Annotated in this window: 2 protein-coding genes; both read left to right on the top strand. The window is 64.3% G+C overall.

The window, feature by feature from the left end:
• Positions 1 to 230 precede the first annotated feature (230 nt).
• Positions 231 to 13,148, top strand: coding sequence for a non-ribosomal peptide synthetase (locus tag LJX92_RS14830; RefSeq protein WP_228308495.1), 12,918 nt, complete (start codon positions 231 to 233; stop codon positions 13,146 to 13,148).
• Positions 13,145 to 24,472 (top strand): non-ribosomal peptide synthetase, encoded by an 11,328-nt coding sequence (locus tag LJX92_RS14825; protein ID WP_228308494.1) that lies wholly within the window; start codon positions 13,145 to 13,147, stop codon positions 24,470 to 24,472. The genes LJX92_RS14830 and LJX92_RS14825 overlap by 4 nt, the downstream gene beginning before the upstream one ends.
• Positions 24,473 to 25,177 lie beyond the last annotated feature (705 nt).

The following is a 25,177-nucleotide window of genomic DNA, read 5'->3' as shown; positions in this document are numbered from 1 at the left end:
AAACTCAGCAAAGTTGAAGAGCCGCGAGCAAACACGGGAACCCTCCCACCCGACACGTGTCCCCGCTTCCCATGTCACCCCCCGCCGCGCAAATCCCTTAATTTTTCAAGCCTGCCGGAAGCCTCTCCAGGCCCCCGGCTGCGCCCGTTGTTTTTCAAGGGCGCCGCGCCTAGCGGCAAAACTGAATACGGACATTCTCTTAAACCGTGACTTATCAGGCAGGTTACCCCATGCAGTTCAGCGACTTACTGGCAGCGATCTCCACCCATGCGATCCGTCTGCAAACTGAAGAAGGCGACCTGATCGTCCTGGGCGATGACGAGGCGTTGGATGACGCGCTCTGGGATCAATTGATCGCGCATAAACCCCAGTTGCTGGCCCTGGTCGCCGAGCATGGCGGTGACTGGCTGAGCCCGGCTTATCGCATCACCCCGGACATGCTGGCGCTGGTCAACCTCGACCAGCCGGCCATCGACCGTATCGTCGCGTCCATCCCAGGCGGCGCGGCGAATGTGCAAGATATCTACCCCCTGGCGCCGCTCCAGGAAGGCATGCTTTACCACCATCTTTCTGCCGCGCAGGGCGACCCCTACGTGCTGCACGCGCAGTTTGTGTTCGACAGCCGTGCACGCCTGCAAACCTTTGCCGAGGCGCTGCAATGGGTGATTGACCGCCACGATATCCTGCGCACCTCCATGGTGTGGGAGCGCCTCGACGAGCCGCTGCAAGTGGTGTGGCGCAAGGCGCATCTGGCGTGTGAAGAAGCGCATTTTGATGGCGGCGACCGTCTCGCTCAATTGCTCGCGCGCTATGACGCCCGTGCCTATCGCATGGACCTTGGCCAGGCGCCGCTGCTGCGTCTGGTGTTCGCCGAGGACCCGGCCAACCAGCGCGTGGTTGCGATGCTGTTGTTCCACCACACCATTCTCGATCACACCGCCCTGGACGTGGTGCGCCATGAAATCCAGCTGTACCTGGCCGGTGAGCACGCGCAAGCGGGCACGCCGGTAGCGTTTCGCAGCTACATCGCCCAAGTGCGCCAGGGTGTGAGCGAACAGGCCCATGAGGCGTTCTTTCGCGACATGCTCGCCGATATCGATGAACCGACGCTGCCGTTCGGCCTGCAAGATGTGCAGGGCGATGGTCAGGGCATTGATGAAGCGCGCATTCCCGTCGATAGCGCCCTTGGTCGTCGCCTGCGCAGTGTGGCGCGGCCGTTGGGGGTGAGCGTGGCGAGCCTGATGCACCTGGCGTTGGCGCGGGTGTTGGGCGTGGTTTCCGGTCGCGAGGCGGTGGTGTTCGGCACCGTGATGCTCGGGCGCATGGGCGCAGGCGAGGGCGGTGAACGGGCCTTGGGCATGTTCATCAACACCTTGCCGTTGCGGGTTGACGTTGGCGCGCAAAGCGTGCGCGCTGCGGTGCAAGTCACCCACGAGCGTCTTACGCGCCTGCTCGATCACGAACATGCGTCCCTGGCACTGGCCCAGCGCTGCAGCGGGGTGGCAGCACCCACACCGTTGTTCAGCGCGATCCTCAACTATCGCCATAGTGCGGCCACCGACATGGCCGCCGTGATCGAGGTTGCCGAAGGCATCCAGGTCCTGGGCGCCGAGGAGCGCACCAACTACCCGCTGACGGTCAACGTCGACGACCTGGGGCAAGACTTCGCGCTGACGGTGATGGTGGATGCGGCCATCGGTGCACAGCGGGTTGCCGGCTATCTGCACACCGCGCTGCAAAGCCTGGCCGACGCCCTTGAGCAGCGACCGGACAAGCCGCTCTGCGGCCTGAACATCCTGCCCGACGCTGAACGCCACGCCCTGCTGCATACCTTGAACCACAGCCCCACGCACTACGCCGATACCGCGTTGATCCACCAGCAAGTCGAAACCCACGCCGCCGCCCAGCCTGAAGCCATTGCCTTGCGCTTTGAGCAGCAGCGCCTCACCTATCGTCAACTCAACGAACGCGCCAACCAGGTCGCCCATGCACTGCTGGCCCAGGGCGTGGAGCCTGACAGCCGCGTGGCGATCTGCGTGGAGCGCGGCCCGCAGATGATTATCGGCCTGCTCGGTATCCTCAAGGCCGGTGCCGGCTACGTGCCGATAGACCCGGCTTACCCGCAGGAACGCATTGCCTACACCCTGGCCGACAGTCAACCGGTGGTTGTGCTGGTACAGGCCGGCACTCGTCACCGGGTAGGCGAACTGGCGCAGCTTGACCTCGACAGCCTGGGCCAGTTGCCCATCACCGATCCACGGCTGCACCTGAGCCCGGCCAATCTGGCCTATGTAATTTACACCTCTGGTTCCACCGGCCAACCCAAGGGGGTAATGATCGAGCATCGTCAGGTGGCGCGCCTGTTCAGTGCCACTCAACACTGGTTCGGGTTCAACCCGCACGATGTATGGGCACTGTTCCACTCCTTCGCATTCGATTTTTCTGTGTGGGAAATCTGGGGCGCGCTGATGCACGGCGGCCAGTTGCTGATCGTGCCGCAACTGGTCAGCCGCTCGCCGGATGAGTGCTACACGCTGCTCTGCGAAGCCGAAGTGAGCATCCTCAACCAGACGCCGAGCGCGTTCCGCCAATTGATCGCGGCCCAGGGCCACAGCACCCAGGCGCATTCGTTGCGGCAGGTGATCTTTGGCGGTGAGGCCCTTGAACCGGCCATGCTCAAGCCATGGTATGCGCGGGCGGTGAATGCCGGTACGCAGCTGGTAAACATGTACGGTATTACCGAAACCACCGTGCACGTGACCTATCGTGCGCTGGAGGCGGCGGATGCCCAACTGGTGGGCGTCAGCCCGATTGGCGTACGCATCCCCGACTTGCAGCTGTATGTGTTGGATGAACAACACGAGCCGTTGCCATACGGTGTGGTGGGCGAGCTGTACGTGGGCGGCGCCGGGGTGGCGCGCGGTTACCTGAACCGCGAGGCACTCAACGCCGAACGCTTCCTCGCGGACCCGGCCACCGGCCTGCGCATGTACAAGACCGGTGACCTCGGCCGCCTGCTGGCCGACGGCAGTGTCGAGTACCTGGGGCGTAACGATGACCAGGTCAAGATTCGCGGTTTCCGTATCGAGCTGGGCGAAATCCAGGCACACCTGGCAACCGCCCACGGCGTGCGCGATGCGGTGGTGATCGCCCGTGAGGATGAGCCGGGTGACAAACGCCTTGTGGCCTATGTGATCACCGAGGGTGAGCCCAGCGTTGCCGCCTTGCGCGATCACTTGCTACAGAGCCTTGCCGAACATATGGTGCCCAGCGCCTTCGTGCGCCTGGAGGCGTTCCCCCTGACCACCAACGGCAAGCTCGACCGCAAAGCCTTGCCCGCACCCGATGCCGAGGCGTTGGCCCGGCGCAGTTATGCCGCGCCCCAAGGTGCGGTGGAAAACGCCATTGCGATGATCTGGCAGGACCTGCTCAAGCTCGACCGGGTGGGGCGTGATGACAACTTCTTCGAGTTGGGTGGGCATTCGCTGCTGGCGGTCAAGCTGATCGAACGCATGCGCCAGGTAGAGCTGAGTGCCGATGTACGCGTGCTGTTCGGCCAGCCGACCCTGGCAGCCCTCGCAGCGGCGGTGGGCGGGCACCATGAGGTGCAGGTCCCGGCCAATCTGATTCAGGAACACAGTGAGCACATCACGCCGGACATGCTGCCCTTGGTCGAGCTGGACCAGGCCGCCATCGATCACATCCTCCAGGCCGTGCCCGGTGGCGTGGCCAACGTGCAGGATATCTACGCTCTCGCGCCTTTGCAGGCCGGTATTCTCTACCACCACCTGGCAACCAGCGAGGGCGACCCCTACGTGTTGCAGGTGCAGTTGCGCTTTAACGACCAGGGCGCGGTGGATGGCTTTATTCAGGCGCTGCACAGTGTCATCGAACGCAACGATATCCTGCGCACTGCGGTTCTCTGGGAGGGCCTGGAGGAACCGGTGCAAGTGGTGTTGCGCCAGGCGCCGCTGGCCGTTGAGCGCTTGGACACCCAGGGCACCGATGCCTTGGCGCAGTTGCAACAGCGTTTCGACCCTCGCCACTACCGCCTGGATCTGTCTCGCGCTTCGCTGATGCGCCTGGCCTACGCTGAAGAGGCGGACGGCTTGGTCGGCATCCTGCTGCTGCACCATATCCTGCTCGATCACACGGCGCTGCAAGTGCTGGTCGAAGAAATGAGCGCCAGCCTGCACGGCAACCGCGTGCAACTGCCTGATGCGGTGCAGTACCGCAACTACGTGGCCCAGGCGCGGCTGGGCCTGAGCCAGGCGCAGCACGAGGCCTTCTTCAGCCAGATGCTCGGCGATATCGACGAGCCCACCCTGGCCTTCGGCTTGCAGGATGTGAACGGCGACGGCAGCGGCATCCATGAGGCCCATCTGCCGCTGGAACCGGCCCTCAGCCTGGCCCTGCGCGAACAGGCGCGGCAACTGGGCGTCAGCACGGCGAGCCTGGTGCATCTGGCATGGGCCCAGGTGCTGGGCCAGGTGTCGGGCCAGCAGGACGTGGTGTTCGGGACGGTCTTGCTGGGGCGTATGCAGGGCGGCGAGGGCGCCGACCGCGCGCTGGGGATGTTCATCAATACCTTGCCGCTGCGGGTCAGCCTTGGCAGCGTCGGCGTGCAAGCCGGCGTGCGCGCCACCCATGCGCGCCTGGCGCAGTTGCTCGCGCATGAACATGCAGCGCTGTCCCTGGCCCAGCGCTGCAGCGGCGTGCCGGGTTCGTTGCCGTTGTTCAGCACCTTGCTCAACTACCGGCACAGCGCACCCGATGAAGCGCCGGGGGACAACCCCTTTGCCGCGTTCGGTATCCAGATCCTCAGCTCCGAAGAGCGCAGCAACTACCCGCTGGTACTCAACGTCGATGACCTGGGCACGGGGTTGGCCCTGACGGTGCAAGGTGTCGCCCATCTGGATGTGCAACGTGTGGGTGAGTACATGCTCACCGCGTTGCGCCATGTGGTGAGCGCGCTGCAACACGCGCCCACCACCGCCATGCACAAGGTGTCGATTGTGCCGCCCGCCGAGCGGCGCTTACTGCTTGAAGACTTCAATGCCAGCGCCCGGGAATACCCGTCGCAGCTCACCGTAGCTCAACTGTTCGAAGCCCAGGCACTGGCCCGGCCTGAAGCCGTGGCGGTGGTGCATGGCCCGCTGTCGCTGAGCTACCGTGACCTCAATCGCCGCGCCAATCGCCTGGCCCATCATTTGATTGGCCGTGGCGTGCGGCCAGGTGAGGCGGTGGCCCTGGCGCTGCCGCGCTCCATCGACCTGGTCGTCAGCCAGTTGGCGGTGCTCAAGTGTGCGGCGGTGTACGTACCGCTGGATGTCAACGCGCCGCTCGAACGTCGAACCTTCATGGTGCAGGACAGCGGCGCCCGCCAGGTGCTGGACAACCTTGCCGAACTGGACCTGGCCGACCTGCCGGCGGACAACCCGGGGCTGGCCCGGTCTGCGCAGGACGTGGCGTACATCATGTACACCTCCGGCTCCACGGGCACGCCCAAGGGCGTGCTGGTGCCCCATCGCGGTATCACGCGCCTGGTCATCAATAATGGCTATGCCGACTTCAACGCCAGCGACCGCGTGGCCTTCGCCTCCAACCCGGCGTTCGATGCGAGCACCATGGATGTGTGGGGCGCATTGCTCAATGGTGGGCAAGTGCAGGTGATCGACCATGCCACCTTGCTCGACCCGTTGGCGTTCGGCGCCGAGCTTAAGGGCGCGACGGTGTTGTTCGTGACCACCGCACTGTTCAACCAGTACGTGCAATTGATCCCCGAGGCGTTGGCCGGTTTGCGCATCCTGCTGTGCGGCGGTGAGCGTGCTGACCCGGCGGCATTTCGCAGCCTGTTGGCGCGTGCACCGACGCTGCGCCTGGTGCATTGCTACGGGCCGACCGAAACCACCACCTACGCCACCACCCACGAAGTGCGCGAGGTCGGTACGGATACCGACAGCGTGCCGGTGGGGCGGCCCATTTCCAATACACAGATCTATGTGCTCGATGCACAGATGCAACCGGTGCCGCTGGGCATCACCGGTGAAATCTGCATCGGCGGCGATGGCGTCGCCCTGGGCTATTTGAATCGCCCCGAGCTGACGGCTGAAAAGTTTGTGCAGGACCCCTTCAACCCGGGCGCCTTGCTGTACCGCACCGGCGACCTCGGGCGCTGGACGCAAGACGGCTTGCTCGAATGCCTGGGTCGCAACGACGACCAGGTGAAAATCCGTGGCTTTCGTATCGAGCTGGGTGAGATCGAGGCGCGCCTGGCCAGTTGCCCGGGCATCCAGGACGTCGCCGTGTTGGCCAGGGAAGATATGCCAGGTGAAAAGCGCCTGGTCGCCTACTTCACCTGGGCCGGGGCAGACCTGGGCATTGAGCTGGTCCACGCCTACCTGCAAGGGCAGTTGCCGGACTATATGCTGCCGTCGGCCTATATGCCGCTGGCCAGTCTGCCCCTGACCAACAATGGCAAGCTCGACCGCAAAGCCTTGCCGGCACCGGACCCGTCGGCCTTGCTCAGTCGTGGCTACGAAGCCCCGCAAGGCGAGGTGGAAACCCTACTGGCGCAGATCTGGCAAGACGTGCTCAAGCTCGAACGCGTCGGGCGTCACGATCATTTCTTCGAGTTGGGCGGGCATTCGCTGCTGGCGGTGAGCTTGATCGAACGTATGCGCCAAGTGGGCCTCAGTGCCGATGTGCGCGTGCTGTTCAACCAGCCGAGCCTGGCAGCGTTGGCGGCGGCGGTGGGCAGTGGTCGCGAAATCGTGGTGCCGGCCAATGGCATCCCGGCCGGTTGCACACAGATCACACCGTCCATGCTGAGCCTGGTGCAGCTCACTCCGGATGCCATCGAGCGTATCGTCGCCAGCGTGCCGGGTGGCGCGGAGAATGTGCAGGACATCTACCCGCTGGCGCCGTTGCAGGAAGGCATTCTCTACCACCACCTCAGCGCCGAACAGGGCGACCCGTACCTGCTGCAATCGCGCATGGCGTTCGACAATCTCGACCGCTTGCACGGGTTCATGGCGGCGCTGCAACAGGTGGTTGCCCGCCACGATATCCTGCGCACGGGCGTAGTCTGGGAGGGCCTGGACAGCCCGGTGCAAGTGGTGTGGCGCAAGGCGCAACTGGGGGTGCAGGAGGTTCATCTGGACCCGGCCGACGGCGGCATCATCGAACAACTGCACGCTCGCTTCGATGCCCGGCACTATCGGCTGGACATCACCCAGGCGCCGTTGCTGCGCATGGTCTATGCCCAGGACCCGACGCACAACCGTGTTGCGGCGATCCTGCTGTTTCACCACCTGGCGCTGGACCACACAGCCATGGAGGTGGTCGGCCAGGAAATGCGCGCCTTCATGTTCACCCAGGCCCAGGACTTGCCCGCTGCCGCGCCATTTCGCAACTATGTGGCCCAGGCGCGCCTGGGTGTCAGTGTGGCCGAGCATGAGCAGTTCTTTCGCGACATGCTCGCCGATGTGGATGAACCAACCTTGCCGTTTGGTTTGCAGGATGTGCAGGGCGATGGCCGTGCCATCGAGGAGGCCGGGCTGCCATTGGACGCCGTGCTGGCGCAGCGGGTCCGCCAGCAGGCGCGACAGCTGGGTGTGAGCGCCGCGAGCCTGATGCACCTGGCCTGGGCCCAGGTGGTGGGGCTGGTGTCGGGCCGCGATGACGTGGTGTTCGGCACGGTGCTGATGGGCCGTATGCAAGCCGGTGAGGGTGCAGACCGCGCGCTGGGGATGTTTATCAACACCCTGCCGCTGCGGGTTGATGTTGCCGCCGGGGCGTCAGCGGCGGTCAAGGCCACCCATGCACGCCTGAGCGCCGTGCTCGGGCATGAACATGCCTCGCTGGCCCTGGCTCAGCGTTGCAGCGGTGTGCCGACCAGCACGCCATTGTTCAGTGCCTTGCTCAATTACCGTCACAGCAACCCCGCCGAGATGGCCCGCGACGGCCACGGCATCTGGGAGGGCGTGCAGCTGCTGGGCGGTGAGGAGCGCAGTAATTACCCATTGACCCTGAGCGTGGATGACCTGGGTGACGGCTTCGGGCTGAGCGTGCTGGCGGTGCCACAGATCGGTGCGCAACGCCTGTGCGACTACATGCACAACGCTGTGGCGCAGTTGCTCACAGCCTTGGAGTGCACGCCGGACACGGCACTCAATCGCCTGCCGATCCTGCCTGCGGCGGAGTGTGAAACCCTGCTGCGCGAATTCAATGCCACGGCCCAGGATTTCCCCCGTGGCCACACCGTGCACGGCGCATTTGAGGTACAGGCTGAGCGCCAACCCCACGCCATTGCCGTGCAGCAGGGCGGCGAGGCGCTGACCTATCAGCAGCTCAATCAGCGTGCCAACCAACTGGCCCATCACCTGTTGGCACTCGGCGTGCAACCGGATGACCGCGTGGCGCTGTGCTGCCGCCGTGGCCCGCAGATGCTGGTGGGGCTATTGGGCATTCTCAAGGCCGGTGCCGGCTATGTGCCGATTGACCCGGCGTATCCCGCCGAACGCATCGCTTATTTGTTGCAGGACAGCGCCCCGTTGGCGGTACTGGCTGAGGCCAGTACCCGCGACCTGCTGGGCACAGTCAGGGTGGTCGACTTGCATGACCTCGCCTGGCAGCACCTGCCTGTCAACAATCCACAGCTGCCCGCACTGACGCCTGCGCACCTGGCCTACGTCATTTACACCTCAGGCTCTACCGGCCAGCCCAAAGGCGTGATGGTGGAACACCACAACGTGGAAAACCTCGTGCATTGGCACTCTGAAGCCTTTGGCCTGGCTGCTGCGAGTCACACCAGCAGCGTGGCCGGGTTTGGTTTTGACGCGATGGCCTGGGAAGTCTGGCCGGCCCTGTGCGTCGGGGCGACCCTGCACCTGCCGCCCGCCGAAGTGGGCAATGAAAACATCGATGAACTGCTGGCCTGGTGGCGGGCGCAGCCGCTGGACGTGAGCTTTTTGCCCACGCCGGTAGCCGAGTACGCGTTCAGCCAACACCTGCAACACCCCACCTTGCGCATCCTGCTGATTGGTGGCGATCGCCTGCGCCAGTTCACCCAGGAACGGCGCTTTGCCGTGATCAACAACTATGGCCCCACCGAGGCCACGGTGGTTGCCACCTCCGGTCGCGTGCGGGCCGGGCAGGCGTTGCATATTGGTCGACCCATCGCCAATGCCGGCAGCTATGTGCTGGATGCGCAGTTGCGCCCGGTGCCGGTCGGTGTGGCCGGTGAGCTGTATGTAGGCGGCAGCGGTGTGGCACGGGGTTACTTGAATCGCCCGGACTTGACTGCCGAACGCTTCCTGCAAAACCCGTTCAGCCCGGGGCGCATGTACCGCACCGGCGACCTGGTGCGCTGGTTGCCCGACGGCAATCTGGAGTACCTGGGCCGCAACGATGACCAGGTCAAACTGCGTGGTGTGCGGGTTGAGCTGGGCGAAATCGAAAGCCGCCTGGCCGCCCTGGACGGCATTCGCGCAGCGGTGGTGCTGGTGCGCGAAGGCCGGCTGCTGGCCTGGTTCACCGAGCAACGCGCACTCCCCATCGAGACCTTGCGCGCGCAATTGCAGGCGCAGCTTCCCGATGCGCTGGTGCCGGTCGCCTACATGCGCCTCGATGTGTTGCCCCTGACCGCCAACGGCAAGCTGGACCGCAAGGCACTGCCCGACCCCGATCAGGCCGCCGTGCTCAGCCGCGAGTACCAGGCCCCCCAGGGCGAGGTCGAAACCACCCTGGCGGGTATCTGGGCCGAGGTGCTGCAAGTGGAACAGGTGGGCCGTCATGACCATTTTTTCGAACTGGGCGGCCATTCATTGCTGGCCGTCAGCCTGATCGAGCGTATGCGCCAGGTTGGCCTCAGCGCCGACGTGCGCGTGCTGTTCAGCCAGCCAACCCTGGCCGCGCTGGCCGCTGCCGTTGGCAGTGGTCGCGAGGTGCAAGTGCCGGCCAATCGGATCAGTGCCGAGTGCCAACGCATCACCCCAGACATGTTGGCGCTGGTGGCCCTCGACCAGTGCGCGATTGATCAGGTAGTCGCCCAGGTGCCAGGCGGCGCTGCCAACGTGCAGGACATCTACCCGCTGGCGCCGTTGCAGGAAGGCATTTTCTACCACTACCTCACGGCCGCGCAGGGCGACCCGTACCTGCTGCAATCGCACCTGGCGTTTGACAGTGTCGAGCGTTTGCAAGCCTTCGCGCAGGCGCTGCAACAGGTGATCGACCGCCATGACATTCTGCGCACCGGGGTGGTGTGGGAGGGGCTGGCGCAACCGTTGCAAGTGGTGTGGCGCAAGGCGGCGTTGAGCGTTCAGGAGCTGCATTTGCACGGCGACGTGCTTGCCGGCCTGCATGAGCGTTTAGACCCGCGCCACTACCGCGTCCCGATGTCCAAGGCACCGCTGGTGCGTCTGGTATTCAGCCATGATCCAAGTCGGCAGCGGGTGGTCGCGATTCTGCTTTTCCATCACATCGCTCTTGATCACACTGCGCTTGAGCGAGTGCGGCAAGAGATGCAAGCCAGTTTGCTGGGGCAGGAACAGGATGCTGATGAACCTATTCCTTACCGCAACTACGTGGCGCAGGCTCGTTTGGGGCTCAGCGAGCAGGAACACGAAGCGTTCTTCGCCAACATGCTGCGTGACGTCAATGAGCCAACCCTGCCGTTCGGTCTCCAGGATGTGCAGGGAGACGGCAGCGCTATTGAAGAGCACCAGCAGTTTCTGGAGCCGTCCTTGAGCCTGCGTCTGAGGGCTCAGGCACGACTATCAGGTGTGAGTGCCGCCAGTCTGTTTCACCTGGCGTGGGCTCAGGTGTTGGCCTGCACCGCCAACCAGCCCAGTGTGGTGTTCGGTACGGTCCTGATGGGGCGTATGCAGGGCGGAAAAGGTAGTGACCGTGCGTTAGGTATGTTCATCAATACGTTGCCTCTGCGTGTGGAGATTGATGATATCGGCGTGCGTGCGGCGCTTGTGCAAACCCATGAACGCCTGACGGCACTGCTCGGTCACGAACACGCGTCACTGGCCTTGGCGCAGCGTTGCAGTGGTGTCGCCGCACCGCTGCCATTGTTCAGCGCGATGCTCAATTATCGCCACAGTGACAGTCAGCAGGCATCCGCATCACAAGCGTGGCAAGGCATCCAGACCCTTAGCAGCGAGGAGCGTACCAACTACCCGTTGACCCTGAACGTGGACGATCAGCGCGATGGTTTCCGCTTGACTGTCATGACCGCGGCGCACATCGGCGCAGAGCGTGTCTGCGGTTATATGCAAACGGCGTTGCATGGGTTGGTCGAAGCGTTGGAGCAATCGCCCCATCTGGCGGTCAACCGTGTATCTGTAGTGGGTAAGCAGGAGCGCGAGCAACTGTTGAATGGCTTCAATGCGACAGTAGTCGATTACAACCTTGACCAGACACTGCATTCAATGTTCGAGGCCCAAGTTGCGAGCACACCGGATTGCGTGGCGGTGAAATCGGGCGAGCAACAACTGACCTACCAACAGCTCAACGAGCACGCCAACCGCCTGGCCCATCACCTGCGTGAAAGGGGCGTGCAGCCGGACTCACGGGTAGGCATTTGCCTGGAGCGTGGCCTGGACATGGTGATCGGCCTGTTCGCCATCCTCAAGGCCGGTGGCGGTTATGTGCCGCTGGACCCGGCCTACCCGCAAGAACGCATCGCCTACATGCTGCAAGACAGCGCGCCGGTGGTGGTGCTGGCGCAAGCCTCCACTCGTGCCTTGCTGGGCGACGTGGCCGTGATCGACGTCGGCCACAGCACTTGGCACCAGCAGCCTTGCGTCAACCCGCAGGTCGCGGACCTCACTGCCCGGCACACGGCCTACGTGATCTACACCTCCGGTTCCACTGGCCAGCCCAAGGGCGTGATCAATGAACACGCCGGGGTGGTCAACCGTCTGTTGTGGATGCAGGACGCCTATGGCCTCAAGGCCCATGACGCGGTCTTGCAGAAAACCCCGTTCAGCTTCGACGTGTCGGTGTGGGAGTTCTTCTGGCCGCTGTTTACCGGCGCACGCCTGGTGATGGCGCGCCCGGGTGGGCACAAGGACCCTGTGTACCTGTGCGAAGTAATCGAGGCAGAAAACATCACCACCCTGCACTTTGTGCCGTCGATGCTTGACGTGTTCCTGGCCCATGGTGATGTGAGCCAGGCGGCCGGGTTGGTGCGCGTGATGTGCAGCGGCGAGGCGCTGCCGGGCAGCCTGGTGCGTCGGTTCAAGCAGCAGTTGCCAGGCATTGGTTTGTACAACCTGTATGGCCCCACGGAAGCGGCGGTGGACGTGACGGCCTGGAACTGCGCCCGCCCGGACGTGCCGGACAACACCCCCATCGGCAAGCCGATTGCCAACACGCGCATGTACGTGCTGGACGGGCAGTTGCAGCCGGTGCCTCTGGGGGTGGTCGGTGAGCTGTTCATCGCTGGCGTGCAAGTGGCGCGGGGTTATCTGAACCGTGCGCAGCTGACCGCCGAGCGCTTCCTCGATGACCCGTTTGCGCCTGGCCGGATGTACCGCACCGGTGACCTGGGCCGCTACTTGCCGGACGGCAATATCGAATACCTGGGGCGCAACGATGACCAGGTGAAAATCCGTGGCCTGCGCATCGAGCTGGGGGAAATCCAGGCGCGGCTGATCGAGCATCCGGCGGTCAACGACGCGGTGGTGGTGGTTCGTGATGAGCGCCTGGTCGCCTATTACACTGGCCTGCCAAGCGACATCGACGGCCTGCGCGCCCAGCTGTTGCAGCACCTGCCGGACTTTATGGTGCCCGCGCTGTTCGTGCACCTGCCCGTCATGCCCCTGAGCCCTAACGGCAAGCTCGACCGCAAAGCGTTACCCGCACCGGGTATGGACGCACTGACGGTGCGTGAGTACGAAGCACCCCAAGGCGATACCGAAATCCTGCTGGCCCAGTTGTGGTCCGAGCTGCTCAAGGTGGATCGGGTAGGCCGGCATGACAATTTCTTTGAACTGGGCGGGCACTCGCTGCTCGCTGTGAGCTTGATCGGACGCCTGCGCCAGGAAGGCATGGAAGCCGATGTGCGGGCGTTGTTCGAACAACCGACCCTGGCCGGCTACGCCGCAATGACCGAACGAATGGAGATCGTCCTGTGAACATCCTCGAGCTGCTGGCAACCCTGAAAACCAAGGACGTGCAACTGGCGCTCAAGGGCGAACAGTTGTCGGTGAACGGCAACCGGCAAGCCTTGAGCGACCCGGCAATATTGGCCGCCTTGCGCGAGCACAAACCGGCGCTGATCGAGCTGATCAAGGCCGGTGAGTACTCGGCTGCCAAGGTTGGCGAAGTGGCCGTACCGGCCAATGGCATTCCCGCCAACGCCGAGCGCATCACCCCCGACATGCTGACCCTCTCGACCCTGAGCCAGGACGAGATCGAGCGCATCATCGCCACCGTGCAGGGCGGTGTGGCGAATATCCAGGACATCTATCCGTTGGCGCCATTGCAGGAAGGCATTCTGTTTCACCATGCCAGCGCCGAGCAGGGCGACCCCTACGTGATGCAGTCGCAGTTCGCGTTTGACAGCCTGGAGCGCTTCGAGGCGTTTGCCCAGGCGCTGCAAAGCGTGATGGACCGCCACGACATTTTACGCACCGGGGTGGTCTGGGATGGCCTGGCGCAACCTTCGCAAGTGGTGTGGCGTCAGGCGCGCCTGCCGGTGCAAGCTTTGATGCTCGACCCGGCCGACGGCGATATCGCCGCACAGCTGCATGAACTATTCAATGCCCGTCATTATCGCCTCGACGTGACCCAGGCACCGTTGTTGCGCCTGGTACATGCTGAAGACCGGACCCACCAGCGCATCGTCGCTACCTTGCTGTTCCACCATATGGCGATGGACCACAGCGCTCTGGAAGTGGTACGCCACGAGATGCAGGCGTTTTTGCACGGTCACGCCGCTCAGTTGGGCCTTGCCGTGCCGTTTCGCGACTATGTCGCCCAAGCGCGCCTGGGTGTTACCGAGCAAGAACATAAAGCATTTTTCCAGCAGATGCTCGGTGATGTGGTTGAACCGACCTTGCCCTTTGGTTTACAGGATGTACAGGGCGACGGCAGGGGGATCGCTGAACTCGACTGGCCTTTAGCGAACTCCCTCAGCCAACGCTTGCGCGCACAGGCTCGTGTGCTGGGCGTGAGCGTTGCCAGTCTGTTCCACTTGGGGTGGGCCCAAGTGCTGGGCAGGGTGGCAGGCAAGTCCCAGGTGGTGTTCGGTACGGTATTGATGGGACGTATGCACGGCGGGCATGCGACGGATCGCGCCCTGGGTATCTTCATCAATACGCTACCGTTTCGCGTCGACATTGGCAGTGAGGATCTGCGCAGCGCTGTCAAGGCCACTCACATGCGCTTGACTAGCCTGCTGCGGCATGAATATGCGCCATTGGCTCTGGCTCAGCATTGCAGTGGCGTCATTGCGCCGTTGCCGCTATTCAGTGCGTTACTCAACTATCGTCACAGTGGCACCGGTACTCGCAGCGAGGCGATTGCGGCCTGGCAAGGTATCGAAACGCTGCGTTCCGAGGAGCGTACTAACTATCCGCTCACACTCAGTGTGGACGATCTGGGCGACGATTTTATCCTGCGTTTGTTGGCCAGCACCCAGGTCGACCCCCACCGCGTCTGCGCCTACTTGCACACCGCGCTGGAAAACCTGGTTACCGCGCTGGAGCAGGCGCCGCACACTGCGCTTGACCAACTTTCGGTAGTGCCCGCCGCCGAACAGCGCCTGCTGTTGCAACAGTTCAACGCCACCCAGGCCGTGTTCCCGCAAGGCACCACCTTGCACGGGCGTATCGAAGCCCAGGCTGCGCTCACGCCGGACGCCATCGCCGCCGTGCACGAAGGGCGGCAACTGACCTACGCCGAACTCAACCAGCAAGCCAACCTGCTGGCCCATCATCTGCTGGCGCTGGGGGTTCGGCCCGATGATCGCGTGGCCATTGTGGCGCGGCGCGGGCTCGACACATTGGCCGGGCTGCTGGCGATCCTCAAGGCGGGTGCCGGTTATGTGCCGGTAGACCCGTCCCACCCGGCCGAGCGTTTGAGCTACTTGCTCAGCGACAGCGCCCCGGTGGCGGTGCTCACCCAACACGCGTTGCTGGCTCGTTTGCCCGAGCTCGAGGTGCCGGTGATCAACCTCGATCGCTTCACCTGGCAGCATCACTCGGCGAGCAACCCCAAGGTCGCCGTCGGCCCGACGAACCTCGCGTATGTGATCTACACCTCGGGTTCTACCGGCTTGCCCAAAGGTGTGATGGTGGAGCACCACACCGTCGCCAACCTGGTGGACTGGCATTGCAGCGCTTTTGACCTGCGCGCCGGGCGGCATACCGCCAGTGTCGCCGGTTTCGGCTTTGATGCGATGGCCTGGGAGGTCTGGCCGGCGCTGTGTGTGGGCGCCACCCTGCACCTGCCGCCGGCCCATGACGGTGCTGAAGATATCGACGCGCTGCTGGCCTGGTGGTGCGCACAGCCTTTGGACGTAAGCTTCCTGCCCACGCCGGTGGCCGAGTACGCGTTCAGCCAGACTATCGAGCACCCGACCTTGCGCACCCTGCTGGTCGGTGGCGATCGCCTGCGCCAGTTCGGCCGGGCGCAGCGCTTTGAATTGATCAACAACTATGGCCCCACCGAAGCCACGGTGGTCGCCACGTCGGGCAAGGTCGAGGCGGGCCAGCCGTTGCATATCGGCAAGCCCATCGCCAATGTCACCGTCTACGTGCTCGATGAACATCAACGCCCGGTGCCACTGGGGGTGGCGGGGGAGTTGTACGTAGGCGGCAAGGGCGTGGCGCGAGGTTACCTGAACCGCCCGGAACTGACCGCCGAGCGCTTCCTGCGCGACCCATTCAACCCCGGGCGCATGTACCGCACCGGCGACCTGGTGCGCTGGTTGCCCGATGGCACGCTCGACTACCTGGGGCGCAACGATGACCAGGTCAAAATCCGTGGCGTGCGCATCGAACTGGGCGAAATCGAAACCCGGCTCAACCAATTGCCTGGCATCCTGGAAGCGGTGGTGCTGGTGCGTGAAGAGCGCCTGGTGGCCTACTTCACCGAAAACCCGCAACTTGACGCGCTGACGGTAGGCGAAATCCGCGCTCACCTGGTGGCGCAGTTGCCGGACTACATGGTCCCGGTCGCCTTCATGAAGCTCGACGCGCTGCCGCTGACCACCAATGGCAAGCTCGACCGCAAGGCTTTGCCAGTACCGGACATGGCTGCAGTGTTTACCCGCGAATACGCAGCACCCCAGGGCGAGATCGAAACCGTGCTGGCGCAGATCTGGGCCGAGGTGTTGCAAGTGGAACGGGTCGGGCGGCGTGACCATTTCTTTGAGTTGGGCGGGCACTCGCTGCTGGCGATGCGCATGGTCTCCCAGGTCCGCCAGCGGCTGGGGGTCGAGTTGGCGCTGGGCGACCTGTTCGCCAACGCCGAACTGGCAGCGGTCGCCGAACTGCTGGCCCAGGCCGGGCGCAGCACCTTGCCGGATATCCTGCCGGCCAATCGTGATGAAGAGATGCCGCTGTCGTTTGCCCAGCAGCGCCTGTGGTTCCTGGCGTTGATGGAGGGCGCCAACACCGCCTACAACATTCCTATCGGCCTGCGTTTGCGCGGGCAGTTGCATGTGCAGGCACTGCAACGGGCGCTGGCGCGGATCGTGGCGCGGCATGAAACCCTGCGCAGCCGCTTTGCCCAACACGGCGACCAGGCCCAGGTGCTGATCGTGCCGGCCGAGGAGGTGTTACCGCTGCAGGTGCAAGACTTGCGTCGCCACGCGCAACCGCAACAGGCGCTGGACGCGCTGATCCACGGCGAAGCCTCGGCGCCCTTCGACCTGGAGCGTGGCCCGTTGCTGCGCGGTCGCCTGGTGGTGATGGCCGACGATCACCATGTGCTGCTGCTGACCCTGCACCATATCGTCTCCGATGGCTGGTCCATGGGCGTGCTGACCCGTGAACTGATGGCGCTGTACCAAGCCTTCAGCCACGGCCAATCCGACCCGCTGCCGCCCTTGCCGATCCAGTACGCCGACTTTGCCGTGTGGCAACGCCTGTGGTTGAGCGGTGAAGTGTTGCACCGCCAAAGCACCTATTGGCAGCAGACCCTGGCCGGCGCGCCGGCGTTGCTGACCCTGCCCACCGACCGCCCGCGCCCGGCGCAGCAGGACTACGCCGGCAGCAGCGTCGGAGTGCGCCTGGATGAACGCCTTACTGCCGGGCTCAAGGCCTTGAGCCAGCGCCATGGCACCACCCTCTATATGACCTTGATGAGCGCCTGGGCTTCGTTGCTGGCGCGCTTGTCCGGACAGCCGGAGCTGGTGATCGGCACGCCGGTGGCCAACCGCACGCGCACCGAGGTGGAAGGGCTGATCGGTTTGTTCGTCAACACCCTGGCGCTGCGCATCGACACCTCGGGCGAGTTGAGCACCGAGGCCCTGCTGGCTCGGGTCAAGGCGCTGACACTGGCGGCCCAAGCCCATCAGGATTTGCCGTTCGAACAGGTGGTGGAAATCACCCGGCCGCCGCGCAGCCTGGCCCATAGCCCGCTGTTTCAGACCCTGCTGAGCTGGCAGGACAGCAGCGCGCCGACCCTGGCGTTGGGCGACCTGGCCCTGGAAGGCATTGTCGAAAACAGCCATTTCGCCAAGTTCGACCTGTCGCTGAACCTGGGGGAAGTGCAGGGCAGTATTCTCGGCGCGCTGGAATATGCCGTGGCACTGTTCGATGAATCGACGATACGGCGTTACCTCGGCTACTTCACCCGCGTGTTGCAGGCCATGGTCGCTAACGACCAGGCGGTGCTTGCGCATGTGCCGCTGGTGGATGAGCGTGAGCGCAAGCAGTTGCTGGTGGATTTCAACGCTACCACTGTGGACTACCAGCTCGACCAGACCCTGCACGGGATGTTCGAAGCGCAGGTACTGCGCACGCCGCAGGCCGTGGCGGTAAAGGCCGGCGAGCAGCAACTGACCTACGCCGAACTGAACGCTCGCGCCAACCAACTGGCCCACCACCTGCAAGCCCTCGGCGTGCAGCCGCAGGCGCGGGTGGCGATCTGCGTGGAGCGTGGCCTGGACATGGTCATTGGCCTGTACGCGATCCTCAAGGCCGGCGCCGCCTATGTGCCGCTGGACCCGGCGTACCCGCCGGAGCGTATCGCCTACATGCTGCACGACAGCGCGCCAGCGGTGGTACTGGCCCAGGGCAGCACCCTTGGGCTGCTGGGCGAGGTGCCGGTGGTCGATCTGGACCAGCCCACCTGGCAGCACCAGCCCATCACCAACCCAGCGGTGGCCGGGGTGGCCGCCTATGTGATCTACACCTCCGGCTCCACCGGCCAGCCCAAAGGTGTGATCAACGAACACCCCGGGGTGGTCAACCGCCTGCTGTGGATGCAGGACGAATACCGGCTCACGGGAGGCGATACGGTGTTGCAGAAAACCCCGTTCAGTTTCGATGTGTCGGTGTGGGAATTCTTCTGGCCGCTGTCCACCGGAGCACGCCTGGTGATGGCGCGCCCGGATGGGCATAAAGACCCTGAGTACCTGTGCCAGGTGATCGCAGCCGAAGGGGTCACGACCTTGCACTTCGTGCCGTCGATGCTTGATGTCTTCCTCGCCCACGGTGACGTCAGCCAGGCGGGCGGGCTGGTGCGGGTGATGTGCAGCGGCGAAGCCTTGCCGGGCAGCCTGGTACGCCGCTTCAAGCAACAGTTGCCGGGCAGCCAGCTGCATAATCTCTATGGGCCCACCGAAGCGGCGGTGGATGTCACTGCCTGGCACTGCGCAGGCTTTGACGTGCCCGACAACACCCCCATCGGCAAGCCAATCGCCAACACGCGCATGTACGTGCTGGACGGGCAGTTGCAGCCTGTGCCGTTGGGCGTGGTGGGCGAATTGTTTATCGCGGGGGTGCAAGTCGCACGGGGTTACCTCAACCGTGCCGAACTGACCGCCGAGCGTTTCCTCGATGACCCGTTTGCCCCTGGGCGCATGTACCGCACCGGTGACGTCGGGCGCTACTTGCCGGATGGCAACATCGAGTACCTGGGGCGCAATGATGACCAGGTCAAGATCCGTGGCCTGCGCATTGAGCTGGGCGAAATCCAGGCACGCCTGACCGAGCATCCGGCGGTGCAGGAAGCCGCCGTGATTGCCCGCGAGCAGCGCCTGATCGCTTACTACACCGGCGTGCCGAGTGAAATTGAAAGCCTGCGCGCCCATTTGCTGCTGCACCTGCCGGAGTTCATGGTGCCGGCCAGCTTCGTGCACCTGGAGGCGCTGCCGCTGAGCCCCAATGGCAAACTCGACCGCAAGGCATTGCCGGCACCGGGCCTGGAGGCGTTGGTGGTGCGCGAGTACGAGGCGCCGCTGGGCGACACGGAAATCACCTTGGCCGCGCTGTGGGCCGAGTTGCTCAATGTGGAACGCGTGGGCCGGCACGACAACTTCTTCGAACTGGGCGGCCACTCGTTGCTGGCGGTCAGCCTGGTCGGGCGTATGCGCGGCCTGGGCTTGTCGGCGGACGTGAAAGTGCTGTTTGGTCAACCGACCTTGGCTGCCCTGGCGGCAGCTTTGGGCGGCGGGCGTGAAGTGGCGGTGCCGGCCAATGGCATTGCGGCCGATTGTGCGCGCATCACGCCAGACATGCTGGCGCTGGTCAGCCTGGATCAAGCAGCCATCGAGCGCATCGTCACCAGCATCCCCGGCGGTGCGGCGAATGTGCAGGATATCTACCCGCTGGCGCCGTTGCAGGCCGGCATCCTGTATCAGCATCGCGCTGCGCAAGGTGATGACGCCTATGTGTTACAGGCGCAGTTTGCCTTTGACAGTCGCGCACGCCTGGATGCCTTCGCCAGCGCATTGCAGGCGGTGATCCAGCGTCATGACATCCTGCGTTCATCCTTGCATTGGGATGGCCTGGAAGAACCGGTGCAGGTGGTGTGGCGCCACGCCCGGCTAAGCGTTGAGAGCGGGCCGCTGCCGCCACGCCTGGACCTTGGCCAGGCGCCGCTGATGCGGCTGGTGTACGCCGAGCAATCGCAACGGGTGGTCGCGACGTTGCTGTTTCATCACCTGGTGATGGACCACGTTGCCCTGGATATCCTGCAACACGAGCTGCAGGCGTTTCTGCTGGGCACTCAGGACACCCTGGCCGCGCCCGTGCCGTATCGCAACTACGTGGCCCAGACCCGTTTGTGCGCTGAGGATCACGAGACGTTTTTCCGCGAGATGCTCGGTGAGGTCGACGAACCCACCGAGGTGCCCAATCTGGGGGCCGTGGAAAACGTACGCGTGGGTCTCGACCTGTCGCTGAGTCGACGCCTGCGCAGCCAGGCCCGCCAGGCGGGGGTCAGTGCGGCCAGCGTGATGCATTTGGCCTGGGCTCACGTACTGGGCAAGGTTTGCGCCCGCGAGCAGGTGGTGTTCGGTACGGTGATGCTCGGCCGCCTGCAAGGCGGCGAAGGCGCCGAGCGGGCCATGGGCGTATTTATCAATACCTTGCCGCTGCGGGTCGACCTGGGGGAACACTCAGTGCTGACGGCACTGCGTACCGCCCATGGGCGCCTGACTCAGCTGCTCGGTCATGAACATGCGCCCCTGGCGTTGGCCCAGCGTTGCAGTGGTGTGGCGGTGGCGACGCCGTTGTTCAGCGTATTGTTCAACTATCGTCACAGCGCACCCCAGGCCGGTGGCGTGGCCGAGGCGTGGCAGGGGATCGAGTTGTTCAAGGCCGAGGAGCACACGCACTACGGCGTGGCGGTCAGCGTGGATGACCTCGGTGAAGGGTTCAGCCTGACCGTCATGGGGCAGGGCGCCCGGCGCTTGTGCAACTACCTGGAAATCGCGCTGGCGCAGGTGGTGCAGGCCCTGGAAGGTCATCGTGATATCGCCATCAACCGCTTGCCGATTCTGCCGCAGGCCGAACGCCAACGGGTGCTTGAGCACTTCAACGCCACTGCCCGTACATTCGCGCGTGAGCACACGGTGCAGCGCCTGTTCGAAGCCCAGGCCATGGCGCGTCCCGACGCGGTGGCGCTGGTGCACAACGAGCGGCGGGTGAGCTACGGCGAACTCAATACCCGCGCCAACCGCTTGGCCCATCACCTGCTCGGCCTGGGTGTGCGCCCTGGCGATCACCTGGCGATCCTGCTGCCGCGTTCGCTGGAGTTACTGGTCAGCCAATTGGCCATCCTCAAATGCGCCGCCGCGTATGTGCCGTTGGACGTGAATGCACCGGCTGAACGCCAGGGGTTCATGCTGCAAGACTGTGGAGCGGCCTGGTTGCTGACCCGCAGCGATTGCGTCATAGAGAGCAGGGTGCGTCGCCTGGACCTGGACACGCTTGGTCTCGCCCCGCAACCGAGCCACAACCCGGACCTGTCGCAACCCTCGGACAGCGTGGCGTACATCATGTACACCTCCGGCTCCACCGGCCAGCCCAAGGGCGTGCTGGTGCCCCATCGCGGCATTACGCGCCTGGTGCTCAACAACGGCTATGCCGATTTCAATGCCGCCGACCGCGTGGCCTTTGCGTCGAACCCAGCGTTCGATGCAAGCACCATGGACGTGTGGGGGCCACTGCTCAATGGCGGCCAGGTGCAGGTGATTGACCACGCCACCTTGCTCGATCCGAGCGCTTTCGCCCAAGCGTTGCAGGACGTGACGGTGCTGTTTGTCACCACCGCGCTGTTCAACCAATACGTGCAGTTGATTCCCCAGGCCCTGGCTGGCTTGCGCATCCTTTTGTGCGGCGGGGAGCGGGCAGATCCGGCGGCGTTCCGCACGCTGTTGGCGCAGGCACCCGCGTTGCGCCTGGTGCATTGCTATGGGCCGACCGAAACCACCACTTACGCCACCACCTGCGAAGTGCACACGATTGCCGATGATGCCGACAGCGTGCCGGTGGGGCGGCCGATCTCCAACACCCAAGTGTATGTGCTCGATGCGCAGCAGCAGCCGGTACCGCTGGGTATCGTCGGTGAAATCTGCATTGGCGGCGATGGCGTCGCCTTGGGCTATTTGAATCGCCCCGAGCTGACGGCTGAAAAGTTTGTGCAGGACCCGTTCAACCCAGGCGCCTTGCTTTACCGTACGGGCGATCTCGGGCGCTGGACGGCCGACGGTCTGCTGGAGTGCATCGGGCGTAATGACGATCAGGTGAAGATTCGAGGTTTTCGTGTTGAGCTGGGTGAAATCCAGGCGCGACTGGCGACGTTCGCAGGCATCCAGGATGCCGTGGTGCTGGCCCGTGAAGAAGTTCCGGGGGACAAACGCCTGGTGGCCTATTTCACCTGGGCGGGCGAACCCGTTGCTGTCGAGTCGGTGCGGGCTTACCTGCACGCGCACTTGCCCGAGTACATGGTGCCGTCCGCCTACGTCGCGCTGGAGCAATTGCCGTTGACCGCCAACGGCAAGATCGACCGTAACGCCTTGCCGGTGCCTGCCTGGGACGCCTCGACCAGCCGCACGTTCGAAACGCCGGCCGACGCCCTGGAGCAGACGTTGGCGCAACGCTGGGCCGAGGTGTTGAAACTCGAACAAGTGGGGCGGCATGACAGCTTCTTTGAACTGGGCGGGCATTCGTTGTTGGCGATTCGCCTGGTCAACCTGCTGGACGAGGCCGGTTTGCCGGTGTCGTTGGCCGAGCTGTTCCAACATGCCAGCGTGGCCGGCGTCGCGGCGATGCTGCGTCAGCGCGGGGATGATGTACTGCCCGACACCCGCGTGATTACCGTGCGCAGCAGCGGGGCGCAGGCACCGTTGTTTCTGGTGCATGAGTTCAGCGGCATGGACGTGTATTTCCCGGCGCTGGGCCAGCACCTGCCGGGTGATTATCCGATCTACGGCCTGCCGGGGCTGGCGTTGGGCGAGGCCCACCTGAACAGCATGGAAGGCCTGGCGGCGCGCATGGTCGGGCTGATCCGCGAGATTCAGCCCCACGGTCCCTATCGGGTAGCGGGCTGGTCTTTTGGTGGGGTGCTGGCCTATGAAATCGCCATGCAACTGCTGGGGCTGGATGAAAGCGTGGCCTTCCTCGGTTTGATCGACAGCTATGTGCCGCGCCTGACTGACCAGGGCAAAGCACGCTGGAGCGGGCCGGATGCATTCAAGCGGCATCTGTTGCTGCAATGCACGGCTTATTGGAAAGCACAGGGAGGTGTAAATGAGCTGGCAAGCCTTGAACAGCTGGAGGCGCGGATTGGACAGCTGGACTTTGCGAATCTGCTGCAACGCTGTCGCGATCAAGGTTTGCTATACGCGCAAATGGCGGCGGCGTCGGACGCGGACCTGTTGAGTTTTCTTCAGCGCGAAGTCGGGCACGGGCACGCCCTGGCCCACTACAGCCTGTTCCCGCTGCCGATTCCGGTGCACTTGTTCAGCGCCGAGCAGCGCCCCACCGAACTGTCGCAACGCAGTATGGCGTTGGGCTGGGACACGGCTTTGGCGCCCGGGCAACTGCGCCAGGTGCAAGTGCCTGGGGATCACCAGAGCATGATGCAGGCGCCGCATATCCAGGGCCTGGGCCGGGCGATGACCGAGGCGCTGGCGACGAGTACGCCGGTGAGTTGCGCGGCCCATCAGCCGTTGTTGCGCATCCAGACTGGGCGCGCCGGCTATGCCCCGGTGTTCTGCGTGCCGGGAGCAGGTGACAGCGTGACCGGTTTCGTGGGCTTGAGCGACGCGCTGGGACGTGATTGGCCGCTGTATGGCCTGCAGCCCCGTGGGTTGGATGGCGAGGCGGTGCCCCATAGCCAGGTGGAAGCGGCGGCGCGGTGTTATCTCACGGCGTTGGAGCAGGAGTGCCCGGACGGGCCGGTGCATCTGGTCGGGCATTCGTTTGGCGGCTGGGTCGCGCTGGAAATGGCCCTGCGATTGCAGGCGATGGGGCGCGAGGTGGGCTCTTTGACAGTGATCGACAGTGAGGCGCCGGGGCGTGATGGCAAGCCCTATACCTCGACGGCGGCGCTGTTGCGGTTGATCGAGGCGATGCAGTTGGCGGCTGGGAAGTCGCTGGGGATTGATCCGGTGGACTTCGCCGGGCGCGATGAGGTGGCGCAGCGACAGTGGCTGCATACGGGGATGGTCGGTGTCGGGTTGCTGCCGGCGCGTGCTGCCGTGGATGCAATGGATGGGCCTGCGCGTACTTATGCGGCGGCGTTGCGCACGGTTTATCGGCCGCAGGCGCGGTATGACGGGGTGGTGCGCCTGGTGCTGGCGCAGGATCCGGCCTTGGATGCGGCGGGGAACCAGCGTGAGCAGGGGTTGATGGTTGAGGGGTGGAAGGGGCAGGGGACTGGGTTGGAGGTTTGGTATGGCGGGGGTAATCACTTCACCTTGCTCAAGGCGCCGAATGTTTCGGGTTTGGCCAAGTGGTGGGTGGAAGGGGTTGGGGTTGGGGAGGTGGTGTCTTGAAGGCTGCACATCGATCCAAATGTGGGAGGGGGCTTGCTCCCGATGGCGGTCTGTCGGTGTGCATATCCGTTCCTTTGGTAACGGCCACTTATGGTTCCGCTCTTACAGCGGGTCACTTTTGGAAAGGCCCAAAAGTAAGCAAAAGGCCTTCGCCCCACCACTCGGCACCTCGCCTAGGCTCGGTGTGCCCGAACACGAACTTTGGAGCGTGGGCCGCCGCGATGGGCCATCCATGGCCCAGCGCGGCTAACCCGACGTCCTGCCGGGTTACCCACGCTCCAAAGTCCGCGTTCGGCCAGCGTGGTTTAACGGGGCGATGCCAGATCAAAAGCACAGCGCGGCGGCCTTATAGCCGACCGGTTTGTGAGGCCGAGTACCGCAAGAAATGTGGGAGGGCGCTTGCCCCCGGTAACCACGATGCGAAGCGAGCCGCCCTTGATCTTGATCTTGATCTGTTTTTGATCTTAGGCGCCCCGTTAAACCACGCTGGCCGGAATTCGACAGGGATTTGGGGGGTAAACCGGCAGGGATGCCGGTTTAGCCGCCCCGCGCCATGGATGGCGCGTGGCGGCGGCCCCCCAAATCCCTGTCGGATTACGGGCACACCGAGCCTGAGCGAGGTGCCGAGTGGTGGGGCAAGAGCGTTTTGCTTACTTTTGCGCTTTTCAAAAGTGAGCCGCTGTAAGAGCGGAACCAATAGTGGCC

Origin of the sequence: Pseudomonas sp. HN8-3 (assembly GCF_020790195.1) — a bacterium.
Classification (GTDB): Bacteria; Pseudomonadota; Gammaproteobacteria; order Pseudomonadales; family Pseudomonadaceae; genus Aquipseudomonas; species Aquipseudomonas synxantha_A.
The sequence above is the reverse complement of the archived record's forward strand: the minus strand, read 5'-3'. Positions and strand labels throughout refer to the sequence as shown.